This is a genomic window from Corynebacterium sp. MSK032, assembly GCF_030232065.1.
GTDB classification, from domain to species: Bacteria; Actinomycetota; Actinomycetes; order Mycobacteriales; family Mycobacteriaceae; genus Corynebacterium; species Corynebacterium jeikeium_D.
Genome location: NZ_JASPJR010000006.1, coordinates 95,031 through 110,340, shown reverse-complemented (window position 1 = coordinate 110,340; position 15,310 = coordinate 95,031). Strand labels below are relative to the sequence as shown.

Sequence of the window (15,310 nt, the reverse complement as noted above, 5' to 3'; positions counted from 1 at the left end):
GACTACCGATTCCCTTCTGCTGCCGGGCACGCCTTCGAAAGCGTGCAGAACTTGCAATGCTCACCAGCGAGCGCCAAGGCACGCGGGCCAGACGTCGCACGTGCTACCTGCTCCACACGACGCTCCCAGTCAGCCAACTTGTCTTCCGTGAGCTTTGACTGTTCTCGGCTAGTGATAATGGTCTTATTGTGTGACTTTCGCGGAAATACCAGGTACGCCCCTGATTGTTCAATGCCTTCGCCGTTGTCCACAGCAAGCCCAGCTCCGCTTTCAACGAGCTTCCCCTTCGACAACGCCAGCTGATATGTAGCTAGCTGTGCGTGTCCTTCTACTTCTTTACCGGAGGGCGCTGTCTTACCGGTTTTAATATCGACGATTTGAACTGCGCCATCAGCGTCTTCAATCAATCGGTCGATTCGTCCGACAATCACGATGTCATCGTTGATGGTGACTTTTACCGGAACCTCGGTCCCGATATCTTTCTTAGTCTCAATCCACCGCTGCCAATCCTCCAGCGCTGTCAACCAGGTGTCTTCCTCAGTACGCTTACGCCACTCCGGATCATCGGACAGGTCACCAAACACACGCCGGATTTCGGACTGCGCCTCAGGCACAGTCACTCCCTTGGCTACGGCTTCTACCGCCTGATGAAGTAGAGAGCCTAAATACATGGCCGATGTCGGTGCTAATTTATCCAGCATGGCCTTCAGCGGGCAACTCAGGGCTGCTTCCACCTTGGAAGGGTTGATTCTCATCGGCTTCTTGTCATTTACCGGCTTCGAGGTCGACGGTGCACGGAGCCCCCACCAGGTGTCTGGATGTGCGCCAGCAACCTCAACCTGCGCCAATCGCGCGAGTTGACGTGCAGCTTGTCGACGCCGCGTCTCAGTCTCCGCATCGTCTACAACGGCTGCACGCAGTTCTGCCAGCAGTGACTCCACAGAGAGCACCCGTGGCAGGCCTTCACCGGCCCATTTGGAATCTTCTGCCTCTGCAACATCCGGATTGCCGGTGTCTGCTTCATTAGCCGTAGCCCCGACTCCGTTCGCAGCCGAAGAGGCTTCTGACTGCTTCGCCAGCTCCGTCGCCGAATTACCGAGCTTTTCAACGAGCTCGATAACAAACGGACTGGGAACTCCAACATCATCAGGAGAATCGACTGCGGTCAGCAGTACCCTGTCGCTAGCCCGTGATACCGCGACGTGCAGCAAACGACGTTCCTCCGCTAGCGCATCCGCCATGGAATTGATGTACTCCCGCGGTGCAATCCCGTGGTCGACGAGACCGATGAACTCGTTCTGCTTCATCACCGAGCCAGTCACACCGAGGCTGGGCCACTGGCCTTCCTGTACTCCGACAACTGCTACTGCCTTCCACTGCCTGCCCAGAGCCGCATGCGCTGAGAGAATGCGCACGGCGTCGCGCTCTACCCCGCTACGGTCACGTGCGCCGATGGGCAGCTCCTGTTCTTCCACAGAAGCGATAAAACCGTCAACCGTCAGCTTTGGATTCAGCTCCACACGGTCACCAGCAAAGTCGAACAGTGCCATCACAGCATCCAGGTCGCGGTCAGCCGATGCTCCAGCTGTACCGCCGCGCAACGATGTCGCCACCAGATGGTCTGCCAAACCAGTGGACTGCCAAATTGCCCACAAAGTTGCTTCCACACCATCACGCAACGCTTCACGCGCTGCGCTCAATAGATCCAGCGGCGCCTGCAGCGCCTGACGTTCACGCTGCGACAGAGACTCAATAAGCTCCAGCTGCTCTGTTGTGAGTCCATCTGCTTTCAAGATTCCGATGAGCTGAGTCATCGCGGCCCCGCCGAACAGGTCGGCCTTTCGGATTCCGCGCAGCAGACGCTCTTTGACAATCGGATCCATGTTGACCAGTGGGCCGGAGAGGAACTCGTCCCACTCCACGTCATCGAGCTGGTTCATAGTTGCCCGCAACGCCACCATCAGCGCTCGCACCAATCGCTGATGACTTAGCACGATGTCCGTTGGGTCAATCTGCACAGGCACCCCCGCACGCGACAATGCACGGAACAGAGAGGACTCCCCTGCGCCGGACCGGACAATGACCGCCATATCCTTCCATGCCACCCCCTCGTCAATATGAAGGCGCCGGAAGTAGTCCGCGGCTGTGGCTCGCTGTGCACGTTCAGAGGGATGAATAGCTATTTTTACTGCACTTTTCGCTGCGTACGAGTTTTCCGCTGCGACGGTCTCGCTGTTGTTTCCAACGTCGGATTCACTAGCTTCTTGTGTTCCAACTGAACCAACAATGCCACGGTATGCAGGAGCCTTAGGCAAGCGCTGAGAAACTGCGTTGACTAAATCCGCGATATCAGCGTTACAGCGGTAAGACTGCTGCAAGTGGATTGCCTTGTACTCGACCTCACCAGTCCCCCGGAGATAGTCATTATTAGCACCGCGGAAATGGAATACCGATTGATCTTCATCACCAGTAATGACGGCTACGGCCGCCTGCGACACAAACCGATCCACAAGACGCGCAGCTTCCGGGGATAGGTGTTCAGCATCATCGACCAGCACCACCGACTTTCCCCACCGAGCCAGTGCTTGCGCGTCTGTATCCAGCTCCATCAATGCCGCAGAGACAATCTCTGCAGCGTTCAGGCTGGGCTCCCACGCCAACCGCATAGTCTGCTGATACTCCGCCATAAACTTGCCAGCCGCACACCACGACTCAATGCCATAGTCCACGCCGAGCTGCTGAAGCCTCGGGGCATCAATCCCCCGCTCAGCTGCACGCAGCAGAAAGTCACGAACCGCACGGGAAAAACCGACTAACGGAAGAGCCGGGCGCAACCGCTCTGGCCAATACGCACCACCATCTTCCGCATGACCGGCCAAAAGTTGCCGCACGACAGCATCTTGGCGTGCACCAGTGGTCAACGATGGTTCAGGCTCTCCCCGACTGACGGCGGCATCACGTACTACTGCATAGGCAAGCGAATGCACGGCACGCACCATGCCACCTTGACCTGCCCCGACCGAACCGCCTTCCCCCAGTTCAGAGGCAAAACGCCTGTCAATATCCCGCCTCAATTCCGCGGCGGCCTCTTTTGACTGTGACACCACCAAAATGCTGTCCGCCGGAATGCCCGCCTGCATGTAGTCCACCGCGAGATCTGCCAGCAGCGAACTCTTACCGGTTCCTGGACCTCCTAAAACACGCACAACAGGCTGGTTTACAAGCTTGTTCTCTACCACGAGCGCCTGATTATGGGAAGGGAAGAGCGCCTCTACCGCAGTACCCAACCACTGCCGACGACGAGGAGGTTCCTCCTGGACGAACCGAACCTTCGGCATTCCATCTACGTTCATGTGCACCATTGTGGCACAACCCCCGGACCAACACTCGAACACCCATTCGAAATAGGGAGAAAACTACCCCCGCCCAAAAAACGCCTGTAAATACTGCCCGGCGTTACTTAGACACAAACGCGCGAACTAGCGAAGCCGCGCGGAACAGACCGCGATACGCACCCGGCTGCGATTCTGGACTAACAGCGTGGACAAAAAGTCGATAACACATCGCACGAACGAGCAACTGACCGAAATCCGGCAGGTGATCGAAGCGCCGCAGTAGCTCCTCATCAGCCCCCATCATGGACAGACAATCCACTGCCGCCAAGGCAGCTGTCCAACCACGGACATGCCACGCTGGCACGATATCGGTGAGAACCGGGGCGGCCGTGTCGTCGTAAAGCAGCGTGCCGACGAGGTCTGCGTGACAGACCTGCAGAAGCTCCGTTGGCACAACCATCTCTGCCCGCAGCTGGAGAAGATCACCGGAGATCGTGAGAGCCTCGGCACAATCGGCGCGGGGGACGCTATCCGCGTCGAGAAGCTGCTCGAGGATGCCGATTGGGTCAGAGTCCCAAGCTGCGCGATTACACATGACGAAGTAATCGGGCTCCTTATCAAGGAGGAACTGTGGCCGTTCAATACTGGCAAGCGACTCTTCCACGCGACCAGCGGCCACAATGGTTTCATCGGCACGTGGCGCGAATCCCCCCGGGATGAAATGACGAGCCTGCCACCCAGCAATAACCAAGCGGCCGTCACTGGTACGCACGGATTTCGCCACTCGGACGCCATCGACATCTAGCGCACTGCGAACCTTTGCAGACCACAGCGCCTGCGCCGAATTATGTACCGGCGAAAGGACAATGGAATCGTCGTAGACCCAGCCATTGTCCCAAGCTCGCCCGGCACGATGCGGCTCGCCCTCGGCACCAAAGGCCTCTAAAACACGGTCGGGAGGAGTGGCGATCATAATCTGCTACTACCTTGCTTTCTGAGTCGGTGCGGCCGTATCGTCGTCCGCCCCAAATGGGTACGGCCAGCCGTTGACAGAACACGTCTTACCATCGACCTGATAGACCTCGCTGCTGTCGATTTTGTGCAGTTCATCGTTCGACACGCTCAGGGTCTGCTGCATCATGATTGGCGCGATACCGCCGTCCCTCGGACAGGGCTCGTGAACCGCGTACCCAAGTCCGTGACCAACCTCGTGATTAATAAGGTATTGGCGATACAATCCCAGGTCCCCCTCAAAAGGCAGGGCACCTCGAACCCACCGGGCGATACTGACGACCACGCGCCCAGGCTCACCTTCCCGCTGCCCAGACAGGTAACAGGAGGTCTCCATTCCCAAGGTGTTGCCGCACAGCTGATGTGCGGTTCCAGTCGCGGAAAGCTGCACGACAATCGTCGGATCCTGGTCGCGAGGCACTGCCTCGAAAGAAAAATCTGGATTAGCTGTCCAGCCACGTGGATCGGCCAGAATCGAGTTCACCGTCTCTGCAAAGGCGCGCTCGCCACCAATCGAAGGAACATCAATGTTGTCTTCAATTTCCACGGAATACCTGACCGCATTGTCGCGCCCCTCCCCAACACGGGGATGCGCCACGGTGACATCTTTAAAATTTCCCGAGGGTTCCGTGGCAAAGGCCGGACCGGGTGGCAACTGCCCTCCCTCGTAACCATCACCGTATCCCTCACCGGGCACCGGACCAGGGCGACCATTGCCACTCTGCGAGGCGACAGTGCCAGTGCCGGAACCTGAAGAATCATCTTCAGCAGTGAAGATGTCGAAGAGAATGATGACAGTGAGCACCACAAGTACAGGGATGGCATAGGCTCGCCACCCCCAACTCCTTGCAATGCGTACGAGAAAGGGTTCTTGCGTCATTAGGCGAAGAAGCCAACCTTACGGTCTGCGTTATTACCGGTACGGACGTAGGCGACCTTGTCAGCATTAATCAGGTACTCCTGACCAGCGCCGTCGCTGAGCTCAATCACACCTTCGCCAGCAGCCAGCTTCTGGGAGATCGCAGCCTTGACCTCCTCACCACCAGCGACGTTTTCAATGCTCAGCTCACGCGTATTGTCTGCAAATCCAATAGTGATGTCCATAGGTGACATCATAACCATTCCCAAAGCGGCTAGGATTAGAGAGACCGATTAAGCCGTCGTGTCACGTGAGGTTACAAACAGCAAAGGAGTCGCCGTGGCAGAGTCCCAGTCCCCGACATTCGTCGAATTGGGGGTCGCCGCGGAAATCTGCGACGCACTCGCCGACGAAGGAATCAACCGCACATTTGCCATCCAGGAACTGACGCTGCCCTTGGCGCTCGACGGCACGGACATCATCGGCCAAGCCCGTACTGGCATGGGAAAAACCCTTGGGTTTGGTGTCCCCCTCATTGACCGCGTCTTTGATGACGCCCGCATTCCAGAACCGGATGGCACTGCCCGCGCAATCATCGTCGTTCCCACCCGTGAGCTGTGCGTGCAGGTCGGCGAGGACTTAGCCCGCGCTGCGCACTCAACCAATCTGCGTGTATGCACCATTTACGGTGGCCGCCCCTATGAGGAACAGATTGAACAGCTAGACCGCGGCGTGGACATCATCGTCGGCACTCCGGGCCGTCTCATCGATCTTTACCAGCGCAATAATCTAGAGCTGTCAGGCGTAAAGATTTTGGTTCTCGACGAGGCCGACGAAATGCTCGACTTGGGTTTCCTGCCGGACATCGAGAAGATTCTGGCTGCGGTGCCAGATGAACGTCAGACCATGCTCTTCTCGGCAACAATGCCGGGCCCAATTCTGACTCTCGCACGTACCTTTATGAATCGCCCGGTGCACATCCGCGCTGAATCAGGCGAGGAAGAGGCCACAGTCCACGAGACCACTAAACAGATTGTTTTCCAATCGCACCAGATGGATAAGGTCTCGGTCATTGCCCGCATCCTGCAAGCCAACGATCGTGGTCGCACCATCATTTTTGCTCGCACGAAGCGCGGCGCCGCCTCGGTTGCTGAGCAGCTCGGCGAGCGCGGCTTCCTGGTCACCGCCGTCCACGGCGATATGGGCCAGCCTGCACGTGAGCGCTCGCTGACGGCGTTCCGCAATGGCGACGTCGACGTCCTGGTCGCAACCGATGTCGCGGCTCGCGGTATCGATATCGACGATGTCACCCACGTCATCAACCACCAGGTGCCTGATGACGAAATGACCTATGTCCACCGCATCGGCCGCACCGGCCGCGCGGGACACAGCGGTGTCGCCGTTACGCTCGTCGGCTGGGATGAAACCACAAAGTGGAAGGCTATTTCAGATGCTCTCGACCTGGACATGGCCGAGATTCCGACGTGGTTTTCCACCTCCCCCGAGCTCGCCGAAGCTCTAGACATCCCCGAGGGGATCGATGAGAAGGTCGGGCCAGCCCGCCCGGTATTGGGTTCCCGGCCACCTCGCGGGCGTGGCGGAAGAGGCCCGCGAAACAACCGCTCACAGTCTCATCATCGCAATCGCGGCCAAGGACGAAGCTCAAAGCGGGACGGCCACTCCAATTCTCATCGTCGCAGCTAGGCCGCTGCGCGTGCCAACTCCCCACCTCACCTCTCGCCACGACCACTCGTCGACAGGACATTCCAACCGTGCTGCAGTCACCACAAGCCAACGCTGAGCCCACCACTGCAGAGACCCGACTGCGCCGCAATCGAATCGCATCAGTAGTTCTCATCATCGCCGTAGTGCTAGTCGTCGGTTGGACATGGGTCGCTTCTCCGGCTCGTAAGGTCGATCGCACTGAATCCACGGCACCGACGAGCAGCACAGCGCAAGCCCCGGCCGCGAACGATCCGGAGGCAATGCCACATACTCTCCGGCCGGTGTGGTCCACCGAATCGTCGGCAAGCACAAGCACGCACACCATCTCCCCGGCGCCACTGGTGATGGACAACTCCCTCATCGTTGCTGAGGACCGGGGCGTGCGTGCTATCTCGCTTAACGACGGCACGGAGCGCTGGCACTATCGACGAGATATTCCGCTTTGTGCGCTCTCGGGCAGTGATGGCCAAGTTTTCGCGACTTTTCGTGGGGCAGCTGGCTGCGGTGAGACCGTTGCACTCAAGCCCGATTCGGGACAGTATGTCGCGACCCGAAAATCGATTGCTGCTGACAGCCCTGCCGCCGTGCGCTCGAATTCATACGCGGGTGTCTACGACTCTGGATTCCTGGAGCTGTGGCGCTCTGACTTGGTCCGAGTAGTCGAGTACGGCAAGGTTCCAGCATCTCCGGAACCGAAGATGCAGCCACATCCAGAGTGTTCGATTATCAGTGCGCTCACACGCGTGGAGCTGCTGGCCGTTGTAAACAACTGCGATGGTCACGGACGTCTGGTCATGCAGGCGGCAAATCCGGAGGAATCGCGGAAACCAGAGGTCAAGAGTGATATTGACCTTGGTCCGGTAACTGCAGATATGTCACTGGTATCGATTGGCCAGGACACGGCGGCGGTACTGTCAGACAATCGCATCCGAGTTTTTCGTATGGACGGCACGATGCTGACTGAATTGGCGCTGGATGAGACTACTCTGCGCCCAGCACCGGCGGAAGCTAACTCCAACGGCGATGCCCCGCGTGCGCCTTTTACAACGGATCTTCCCCATCACATGACGTGGTGGTCGCCGCGTGGTTTACTGGGCTTCCGCCCGAGCACCCTGGCGCCGGATTTCGAGTTTCCTGAGGCCACAGGAACCCCAGCTCCATGGGGTGAGCATGTTTTCATGCCAGTCGCTGACGGAGTCGCGGTATTGAATGCCAAGACTCTCGAGATTATCGGCACACTCCCGTTGCCTGCAGCTGCGAAGTCCACTCATGCAAATAATGCGGACAAGCCGGAAGTGCCCGTGCGCCTTGCAGTTGTCGGTGACACGCTACTAGTTCAGCGCGGTGAGTCAGTCGACGCGTTCGCCATCGAAGCTTAGAAAGAGCGGGCAGCCCAATCAATCGCCTTCGGACTAAACATACAGGCCAGCGCAGCAATTGAAGCTGCCGCCGTCGGTAGAGCAAGCAGAAAAGCGCTCGAGCGGAACATGTAATAGGCCACGCCCAGCAAGCAGAGGTTGAGCATAATAATCGGCCCGCGCCCCCATCGGGCGCCACGCAGCAACATAATCGCACCAGCGAGAACAGCGCCGAAAATGAGAAGGAACCACAGCGCGGTACCCCAACCGGAAATGACCGCGGCCTCGTCGCGGTACCCCATCAAATCACGAATGAGAAGGAAGATCCCGTAGCCCAGACCGAGGGCACATTCGGCGACACCAATCCACGCACCGACCATAACAACCTGAGGTGCGGCGATCGGCCCGTCGGCTGCCGCAAGCTGGTCGGTAGTACGCGATTTGGGCGCATTGCTGCTGTTTTTCTGGTTACTCACGCCCTACATGTTAGCCCGGTGCGAACCGATGAATACACCCTGGAGGCATACCGGCTAATGCGCCCATCACAAGTCTGCTCATGCACTATTCTTGGTGCCTGTGCGTGCGTTGCTAATCTCCAATCCGAATTCGACCAGTAACACTGCTCGACGTATGCCCGGCGTTGTGCGGGCGCTTCGCTCGGTCGAGGGGATTCGCTTGACATCCATGTTTACCGCCTACCCTGGCCATGCTGCGGAAATGGTGGCGGGTAAAACGGTTCGCGATTACGACGTCATTATTTCTCTCGGCGGCGACGGAACCATTAACGAGATTGTCAATGGGCTCATGAACTCCAACCCATTCTCCGCACTGCCTGCCACTGACCTGCCTGCCATCGCGACAATTCCCACCGGCAGCGCCAACGTTTTGGCAGGTGCGTTGGGTATTCCCCGCGACCCCGTAGATGCCGCGTGGTACATCGCAAGTCTGCTGCGCTCCCGAACCCGCAGCACTATCAGCGTTGGACATGCAGCGGAGCGATGCTTCGTGGTCAATGCCGGTATCGGCATTGATGCGGAAGTCATTTCCACCATGGAACAGCTCCGACAAAACGGTACCCGCGCCAAAGCCGTGCGCTATTTGCCGGCAATTTTCACCGCATGGAATCAGTTGCGCAAAAGCCCGCCACAAATCACCGCAACTATCGACGGCACGGAGTTTGGCCGTGATCTCGCAATGGCCGTGGTGTCCAACTCCAATCCCTGGACATTCCTCGGCGACCTCCCCATCGTCACCAACCCCACTGTGTCCCTACGCAGGGGCCTGGGCTTTTATGGCTTCACTTCCCTGAGGGGAGTGACGGGACTTGTCGCCGCAGCCAATTTAGCCGGTTTCTTCACCCGACTGCGTTCCCCCTTCCACGTCGAAGCCCGCGAACGACGCGTCGACAACGTCCAGCACATCGAGCTCACCGCTACTGCCCCACTTCGTCTCCAGTTGGACGGCGAGTACATCAATCAGTGTGAGTCCCTCAACATCCGTGTTAAGCAAGGCGCTATCAATTTTGTGGCGCGTGCCGACGATTACACCGAGGACCAGTTCACCAAGAAAGTCGCTACCCGCCCCGTGGACGAGCGCTTGCTCGTTGTGGTGACCAAAAAGGTCATGGATCGCACACGCCGACTGTTCAGTACTAGCCAAAAAGCCGAGGCAAACCCGACTTAAACTACAACTGTTTACTGACAAGCCAACAAAAATGCGCCATACACCCTCACTACTGCAATTACCAAAACTAATTTTACCCCCACAAAGGGCTAGTTTTGACCTGGCGTTTTAACCAAAACTTCACTTTTCTGTGAGGTTTGGCACTTTTATTCATTTTGCTCTTTACGAACCGCCCCAGTCGTGAAAACATGTAAATCGTCAGCGAGACAGGCACGCAGTTCACTGGTTGTGTAACCATGCAAGTCTCGCCTTTTTAGGCGCAAACTCTTTGGTGAGTCCCCACTACCTTTCACGTCGTATAGGCGATGGAACAGGTGGCCCCTCCCAAGATGCCTAATACCCCTGGGCAACCGGGAATGAACCCCAACCTTCGTTGAGATACGGCGATTTGTCGTGTCTGACGAAATCCATTTCCGGAGCTGCCTTCCCGCAAGGAAATTTAACCCTGCCCTCACCCGGGGCTCGTAATGTTTTAGGAGTTTGTCATGGATTGGCGTCACAAGGCCGTTTGTCGTGAAGAGGATCCGGAGCTGTTCTTCCCGGTCGGTAACTCCGGCCCGGCCCTCGCCCAGATTGCTAAGGCCAAGGTCGTTTGCAACCGTTGCCCTGTTACTGCTCAGTGCCTGGCCTGGGCACTTGAGACCGGCCAGGATGCAGGTGTCTGGGGCGGCATGAGCGAGGATGAGCGTCGCGCACTGAAGCGCCGTCGCAACCGCGGCCGCACCCGTCGCACTCGCACCAGCACCGCAGTCTAATACCCCGGTCTGATTAATAGGGTTACACGGTGACCGTGTAATCTATACCGGTTGATACCTGTTTAACCCGATAGAAAGAGAGCCCAGCTATGAGCAAGCGTGGCCGTAAGCGCAAGGACCGCCGTAAGAACAAGGCTAACCACGGCAAGCGTCCGAACAGCTAAGTTGCCCTTAGTTGCAGCAGTCTTAGCCATCACCGGCTAAGACATCTCACTCCACCCCGGCACAACTCGGTATTGCACCGAGGGACGGGGTGGAGTTTTTTATGCCTCCAGCGGATACCTCAACGGGTAGCAGATCTGAAAGTGACTAGGTTTATGACATGTGAATTGAATTCACCCGCGGTTTTTTGTCATAAACCTAGTCACTTTCAACACCTTTTCGATGCCTCGTCGATACCGCATCCTCGCTTTCCGGATTAACCATCCGCCAGAACCTTACCAGCGAGTTTGGAGCCCAAACCCCACCGGAGTAACGTCTGAAAACAGAGCTTTTACAGCAGCTCCAGCTAGGTTGCTCGAAAGCAATGGGGCTATAGCTCAGTTGGTAGAGCGTCGCGTTCGCAATGCGAAGGTCAGGGGTTCGATTCCCCTTAGCTCCACAAATAGCTCCACAAAAATATCCCAGGCCACATCACCGTGACCTGGGATTTTCCCATTACGCATTACCGCATTACCGTATTACGCAACATCGCATTAAGCATCAAAGGAATACGCGCCAAAAGATGACGCACCAAAACCTAGCCGCCAGCAGCTACCTGCGGTACTCCACCCGCGTATAGGACACGCGAATCCGAGTGGTAATGCGCTGACGGAGGTCCTCAGGGGCAGGTTGCTGGCAACACCGGCGCAGCAGCCGTCGTATAGCTTGCTCGGAACCGAACTCTTCCAAGCACTGAGGGCATTTGTGAATGTGTTCCTCGAGAAAGCGGCGCTCCTCCGAATCACACTCTCCATCCAAAAATGCGTGTAGGCGCGAGTGGACATCCTGACAGAAAGCATCTTCACAGGCGTGTCCGCGCTCTGGCGTCTGCTCCATATCTTGGCTCGACTCTCGGCTCATCGCGGAGAATCTCCCTTCTCTTCTTTCAAGAATCCACGTTCCACGGCTACGTTGTGCAACGCGTCTCGGAGCTGTTTTCTTCCACGGTGGAGCCGACTCATCACAGTTCCGATGGGCGTACCCATGATTTCGGCGATTTCCTTGTAGGGCAATCCCTCGACATCGGCGTAGTAGACCACCATCCGGTAGTCCTCTTTGAGGCTCATCAAAGCGTCACGAATTTCCTCATCAGGAAGCTTTTCCAGCGCTTCAACCTCAGCAGAGCGCAGCCCTATCGAAGTGTGCGACGCGGTTTCCGCGATCTGTGAATCCGTGATGTCATCGGTGGCGTACTCGGCAGGACGTCGCTGCGCCTTGCGGTAGCTGTTGATGTACGCATTCGTCAGAATGCGGTAGAGCCACGCTTTCAGGTTCGTGCCCGGCTTGTAGGAGCGGAAGCCCTGAAAAGCCTTGATGTAGGTCTCCTGCACCAGGTCTTCGGCATCGGCGGGGTTGCGTGTCATCCGCAGCGCCGCTCCATAGAGCTGATCCAAAAGCGGCATGGCATCACGCTCAAAGCGCTGCGCAAGCTCCTCATCCGACTCATCAGTCCGGATGGCCGATGTTCCTGTCTGATCACCTGACATGCTACCTATCCTAAAACATCCGCACCCACGAGTCGGCCAGACCCCCGTCACCAGGCATTTCGTAGCGTGGCGGCACTGGTGTGCAACGATGGGAAATTATGTCGAAGAAGTCCGCCAAGAAATCCGCTGCCGCCACCCCGGCAATCGCCGTCTGTCAGAACGCCGGAATCGACTTCCACGTTCACCAATTCCCCCACGGCAGCGACAACTTCGGCGAAGAGGCCGCCTCTTGGCTACTAGAGCATCTCGGAGTCGAGCCCGAACGCATCTTCAAAACTCTCATTATCGAGCTATCCGGCAAACGCACTGGGCTGGCCATCGCCGTCGTCCCCGCCACCGGAATGCTCAACCTCAAGGCCGCTGCCGCGGCTGTCGGGGCTTCCAAGGCCACGATGGCCGACCCCCATGACGCGTCACTTGCCACCGGCTACGTTCCCGGCGGCATCTCCCCGCTTGGCGGTCGCCGCAAGCTCCCCACCGTCATTGATGAGACAGCCACTCTCGCCGACACTGTGTTTGTCTCCGGTGGTCGCCGCGGGTGGGACATCGAACTGTCACCCGCTGATCTGGTTTCGCTTTGCGACGCCACGGTCGCCGACATCGCCCGCTAACCCTGCGGCTACTCCTGCAACCTCCCCGCTGATACGGCCTTAAAACAGCTCCTCGTTGTGGCCGGGTGCTGCTCCATCGGGCCCATTCAGCAGGTGCGGCCCTTCATTCGCAACATTGCCGACGGCGCGGTTGACCGGTCGGATGGTCAGCTTGTCCACCACTTCTGCGCTGGTCATGCCAACATCTCCGTCTGCTGCCCAGGCCGAGAGATCCAACCAGTCACTGACTTCGTCGTCGGCAAGCACGCGCGGCATACGATGATGCAGATCCGCGAGCTGTCCCACGGCGTCGGTGGTGAGAATTGTGGCGGAGACGATATCGCCCCAGCGCGCCCACAGCCCAGCGACGGTGAAAAGCGGTGCGTCATCGCTGAAGCTGACGAAGTAGGGCTGGCGATTCTTCCACTCATACCAACCGTTCATGGGGATTGCGCAGGGCAGGCCGTCCCGGAAAGTCGGTTTGGACTGCCAGGTTTCCGCACGGGCATTGAAGAAAGGTTTTGTTGGCACTTCGCGGGCCCACTGCGGAATTAAACCCCAGCGCACGGTGGCAGCAATGGTTCCTGTGCGGCCGGGGTGCTCGCGGGCAAGAGCAACTATTGGCATGGTCGGGCCGATGTTGTAGCGGGAGGTGGGCAACGGGCCGTCGGCACGCACGGGCGCCAAACCGGGAATCTCAGCAGTTGTGCTGAGCAGTTCTTCGGCGACTGTGAAATTGACGAAACGACCACACATACCAACTGATTGTGCCGTTGACTCCCCCTCTAGTCGAGGTATGGAGTGAAAGTGTTCCATAATTGGTTGTGTGTGTTCCCAAAATCAGAATTGGTCCGCCCCTACTGTAAGTGTCGACGGTGCCGATGCCGGTCGACAGCCTTTTAACGCCACGGTGCAGATTGCCGGCTCGAAGTCGATTACGAACCGTGCCCTTGTCATCGCGGCGCTATCTTCGACACCATCGGTTATCCATGGTGCTCTACGCTCTCGCGATACCGATCTTATGATTCGCGCACTGCAGGCCCTGGGAACTGACATCAGTGCCGACTCGACATATTCGGGTGCCCCGAACCACACGCTCCGCGTCACTCCACGCATGCTTCGCGGTGGTGTCGTGGAATGTGGTCTCGCAGGTACGGTTATGCGCTTCGTGCCACCTATCGCAGCTCTTGCGCAGGGGTCGGTGTTCTTCGAAGGCGACGTAGAGGCCAAGGCTCGCCCGATGTCGGCCGTGCTGGATGCCCTGCGCAGCCTCGGTGTGAACATCGCGGGCAATGGGCTTCCCTTCACGGTCAATCCGCAGGGCCCGAATCAGGGCAACCGCCTCGGTGACTCGGTCCAGGAGCAGGATCTGCCGGACATCGGCGGCGAAGTGGAAATTGACGCTTCGGCCTCGAGCCAGTTCGTCTCTGGTCTGTTGCTGTCAGCACCGCGCTATGGCCGTGGCCTGGTACTTCGCCCGACCGGTGAGATTCCTTCCCGCCCGCACATTGACATGACCCTGGACATGCTTCGCGAGGCCGGTGTGCAGGTCGAGGAGACCACGGCCGACACACCTGAGGGACCACGCACAACGTTCACCATTCACCCCACCGAAATGATGGGTCGTACTTGGCAGGTCGAGCCCGATCTGTCCAACGCCGCCGCCTTCCTGGCCGCTGCGGCTGTCACTGGTGGCAGCGTCACCGTGCCCGACTGGCCAGAGCACACCACGCAGCCAGGCGACCGCATCCGCGAGATCCTCACCGCTATGGGCGCTACCGTGACGTTCAACCGTCACGAGAGTGGCCGCACCAGCCTCACCGTCGTGGGCTCAAAGCCGTCGGAGCTGCGCGGACTCACGATGGACATGTCCGAGATTGGCGAGCTGACCCCCACTGTCGCCGCCATCGCCACCTTGGCCACTACCCGCACCGAGCTGACGGGTATCGCACACCTGCGCGGTCACGAAACCAACCGTCTCGCCGCGCTCACCACGGAAATCAACCGTCTCGGCGGTTGCGCGACCGAGCTTGACGACGGCATTGCGATCGACCCCGTTCCGCTCCACGGTGGCCTCTGGCACAGCTACGCCGACCATCGAATGGCCACCGCTGGTGCCATTGTTGGCCTGCGCACGGAGGGCGTGGAAGTCGAAAATATCGGTACCACTGCTAAGACCATGCCTGGATTCGATCTGCGCTGGCTGGAGATGCTCGGACTGGCCTCCCCCAGCCCTAGTTCGTTGGAAAAGTCAGTCGAAGCTCGACTTGATGGTGTGGACAACGGAACCGAGGCAGGGAAATAAC

General features: G+C 58.3%; 15 protein-coding genes and 1 tRNA gene. 8 read left to right on the top strand and 8 right to left on the bottom strand.

Annotated features, from left to right (window positions below; all coding sequences use genetic code 11):
- Positions 1–2 precede the first annotated feature (2 nt).
- From QP995_RS05070 to QP995_RS05055, 4 genes are all read right to left on the bottom strand, one after another.
- Positions 3–3,353, bottom strand: coding sequence for an ATP-dependent helicase (locus tag QP995_RS05070; protein WP_242451364.1), 3,351 nt, complete (start codon positions 3,351–3,353; stop codon positions 3–5).
- Between the two features lie 103 nt (positions 3,354–3,456).
- Positions 3,457–4,308 carry a TIGR02569 family protein gene (locus QP995_RS05065; protein ID WP_147719150.1) on the bottom strand — a complete coding sequence of 284 codons (852 nt, stop codon included), beginning with the start codon at positions 4,306–4,308 and terminating at the stop codon, positions 3,457–3,459.
- Between the two features lie 9 nt (positions 4,309–4,317).
- On the bottom strand, positions 4,318–5,226 hold the full coding sequence (locus QP995_RS05060) for a DUF3152 domain-containing protein (RefSeq protein ID WP_049172838.1): 909 nt from the start codon (positions 5,224–5,226) through the stop codon (positions 4,318–4,320).
- Positions 5,226–5,450 carry a DUF3107 domain-containing protein gene (locus QP995_RS05055; protein WP_065423001.1) on the bottom strand — a complete coding sequence of 75 codons (225 nt, stop codon included), beginning with the start codon at positions 5,448–5,450 and terminating at the stop codon, positions 5,226–5,228. Before QP995_RS05055 ends, QP995_RS05060 begins: the two co-directional genes overlap by 1 nt.
- Before the next feature lie 94 nt (positions 5,451–5,544).
- Between QP995_RS05055 and QP995_RS05050 the strand changes: the two genes are divergently transcribed.
- Together QP995_RS05050 and QP995_RS05045 are read left to right on the top strand one after the other, a co-directional pair.
- Positions 5,545–6,909, top strand: coding sequence for a DEAD/DEAH box helicase (locus tag QP995_RS05050; RefSeq protein ID WP_049193361.1), 1,365 nt, complete (start codon positions 5,545–5,547; stop codon positions 6,907–6,909).
- 68 nt (positions 6,910–6,977) lie between these two features.
- Positions 6,978–8,309 carry an Rv3212 family protein gene (locus QP995_RS05045; RefSeq protein ID WP_284852981.1) on the top strand — a complete coding sequence of 444 codons (1,332 nt, stop codon included), beginning with the start codon at positions 6,978–6,980 and terminating at the stop codon, positions 8,307–8,309.
- On the opposite strand, the gene QP995_RS05040 is transcribed toward QP995_RS05045, so the two are convergent.
- Positions 8,306–8,764, bottom strand: a complete 459-nt coding sequence (locus tag QP995_RS05040) for a hypothetical protein (protein ID WP_224783785.1) — start codon at positions 8,762–8,764, stop codon at positions 8,306–8,308. The two genes, QP995_RS05045 and QP995_RS05040, sit on opposite strands and share 4 nt — an antisense overlap.
- A gap of 100 nt (positions 8,765–8,864) precedes the next feature.
- On the opposite strand from QP995_RS05040, the gene QP995_RS05035 reads away from it, so the two are divergent.
- From QP995_RS05035 to QP995_RS05025, 4 genes are all read left to right on the top strand, one after another.
- Entirely contained in the window at positions 8,865–9,971 is a 1,107-nt protein-coding gene (locus QP995_RS05035) for a diacylglycerol/lipid kinase family protein (RefSeq protein ID WP_284852980.1), read from the top strand.
- Between the two features lie 485 nt (positions 9,972–10,456).
- A complete protein-coding gene (locus QP995_RS05030) occupies positions 10,457–10,726 on the top strand; it encodes a WhiB family transcriptional regulator (RefSeq protein ID WP_005511107.1) in 270 nt (89 codons plus the stop codon).
- A gap of 89 nt (positions 10,727–10,815) precedes the next feature.
- Entirely contained in the window at positions 10,816–10,890 is a 75-nt protein-coding gene (locus tag QP995_RS10910; protein WP_014300525.1) for a 50S ribosomal protein bL37, read from the top strand.
- Between the two features lie 364 nt (positions 10,891–11,254).
- Positions 11,255–11,327 (top strand) — tRNA-Ala (locus tag QP995_RS05025).
- A 152-nt stretch (positions 11,328–11,479) separates the two neighbouring features.
- Here QP995_RS05025 and rsrA read toward each other — a convergent pair.
- Positions 11,480–11,764 carry a mycothiol system anti-sigma-R factor gene (rsrA, locus tag QP995_RS10865; RefSeq protein WP_038629430.1) on the bottom strand — a complete coding sequence of 95 codons (285 nt, stop codon included), beginning with the start codon at positions 11,762–11,764 and terminating at the stop codon, positions 11,480–11,482.
- A 20-nt stretch (positions 11,765–11,784) separates the two neighbouring features.
- On the bottom strand, positions 11,785–12,414 hold the full coding sequence (locus QP995_RS05020) for a sigma-70 family RNA polymerase sigma factor (RefSeq protein ID WP_049172829.1): 630 nt from the start codon (positions 12,412–12,414) through the stop codon (positions 11,785–11,787).
- A 98-nt stretch (positions 12,415–12,512) separates the two neighbouring features.
- On the opposite strand from QP995_RS05020, the gene ybaK reads away from it, so the two are divergent.
- Positions 12,513–13,025 carry a Cys-tRNA(Pro) deacylase gene (gene ybaK / locus QP995_RS05015; RefSeq protein ID WP_049193314.1) on the top strand — a complete coding sequence of 171 codons (513 nt, stop codon included), beginning with the start codon at positions 12,513–12,515 and terminating at the stop codon, positions 13,023–13,025.
- A gap of 39 nt (positions 13,026–13,064) precedes the next feature.
- Here ybaK and QP995_RS05010 read toward each other — a convergent pair whose 3' ends face one another.
- Positions 13,065–13,760, bottom strand: coding sequence for an SOS response-associated peptidase (locus QP995_RS05010; RefSeq protein ID WP_016422219.1), 696 nt, complete (start codon positions 13,758–13,760; stop codon positions 13,065–13,067).
- Positions 13,761–13,830: 70 nt separating this feature from the next.
- Here QP995_RS05010 and aroA point away from each other — a divergent pair, with 70 nt between their 5' ends.
- Positions 13,831–15,309: a 3-phosphoshikimate 1-carboxyvinyltransferase gene (gene aroA / locus QP995_RS05005; protein ID WP_284852979.1), complete on the top strand. Its 1,479-nt coding sequence runs from the start codon at positions 13,831–13,833 to the stop codon at positions 15,307–15,309.
- Position 15,310 lies beyond the last annotated feature (1 nt).

Excerpts from the sequence above, each read along its gene's own strand:
- QP995_RS05010 (WP_016422219.1), bottom strand. The coding sequence starts at position 13,760 with ATGTGTGGTCGTTTCGTCAATTTCACAGTCGCCGAAGAACTGCTCAGC.
- QP995_RS05060 (WP_049172838.1), bottom strand. The coding sequence starts at position 5,226 with ATGACGCAAGAACCCTTTCTCGTACGCATTGCAAGGAGTTGGGGGTGG.
- rsrA (WP_038629430.1), bottom strand. The coding sequence starts at position 11,764 with ATGGAGCAGACGCCAGAGCGCGGACACGCCTGTGAAGATGCTTTCTGT.
- QP995_RS05055 (WP_065423001.1), bottom strand. The coding sequence starts at position 5,450 with ATGGACATCACTATTGGATTTGCAGACAATACGCGTGAGCTGAGCATT.
- QP995_RS05030 (WP_005511107.1), top strand. The coding sequence starts at position 10,457 with ATGGATTGGCGTCACAAGGCCGTTTGTCGTGAAGAGGATCCGGAGCTG.
- QP995_RS05020 (WP_049172829.1), bottom strand. The coding sequence starts at position 12,414 with ATGTCAGGTGATCAGACAGGAACATCGGCCATCCGGACTGATGAGTCG.
- QP995_RS05070 (WP_242451364.1), bottom strand. The coding sequence starts at position 3,353 with ATGAACGTAGATGGAATGCCGAAGGTTCGGTTCGTCCAGGAGGAACCT.
- ybaK (WP_049193314.1), top strand. The coding sequence starts at position 12,513 with ATGTCGAAGAAGTCCGCCAAGAAATCCGCTGCCGCCACCCCGGCAATC.
- QP995_RS05065 (WP_147719150.1), bottom strand. The coding sequence starts at position 4,308 with ATGATCGCCACTCCTCCCGACCGTGTTTTAGAGGCCTTTGGTGCCGAG.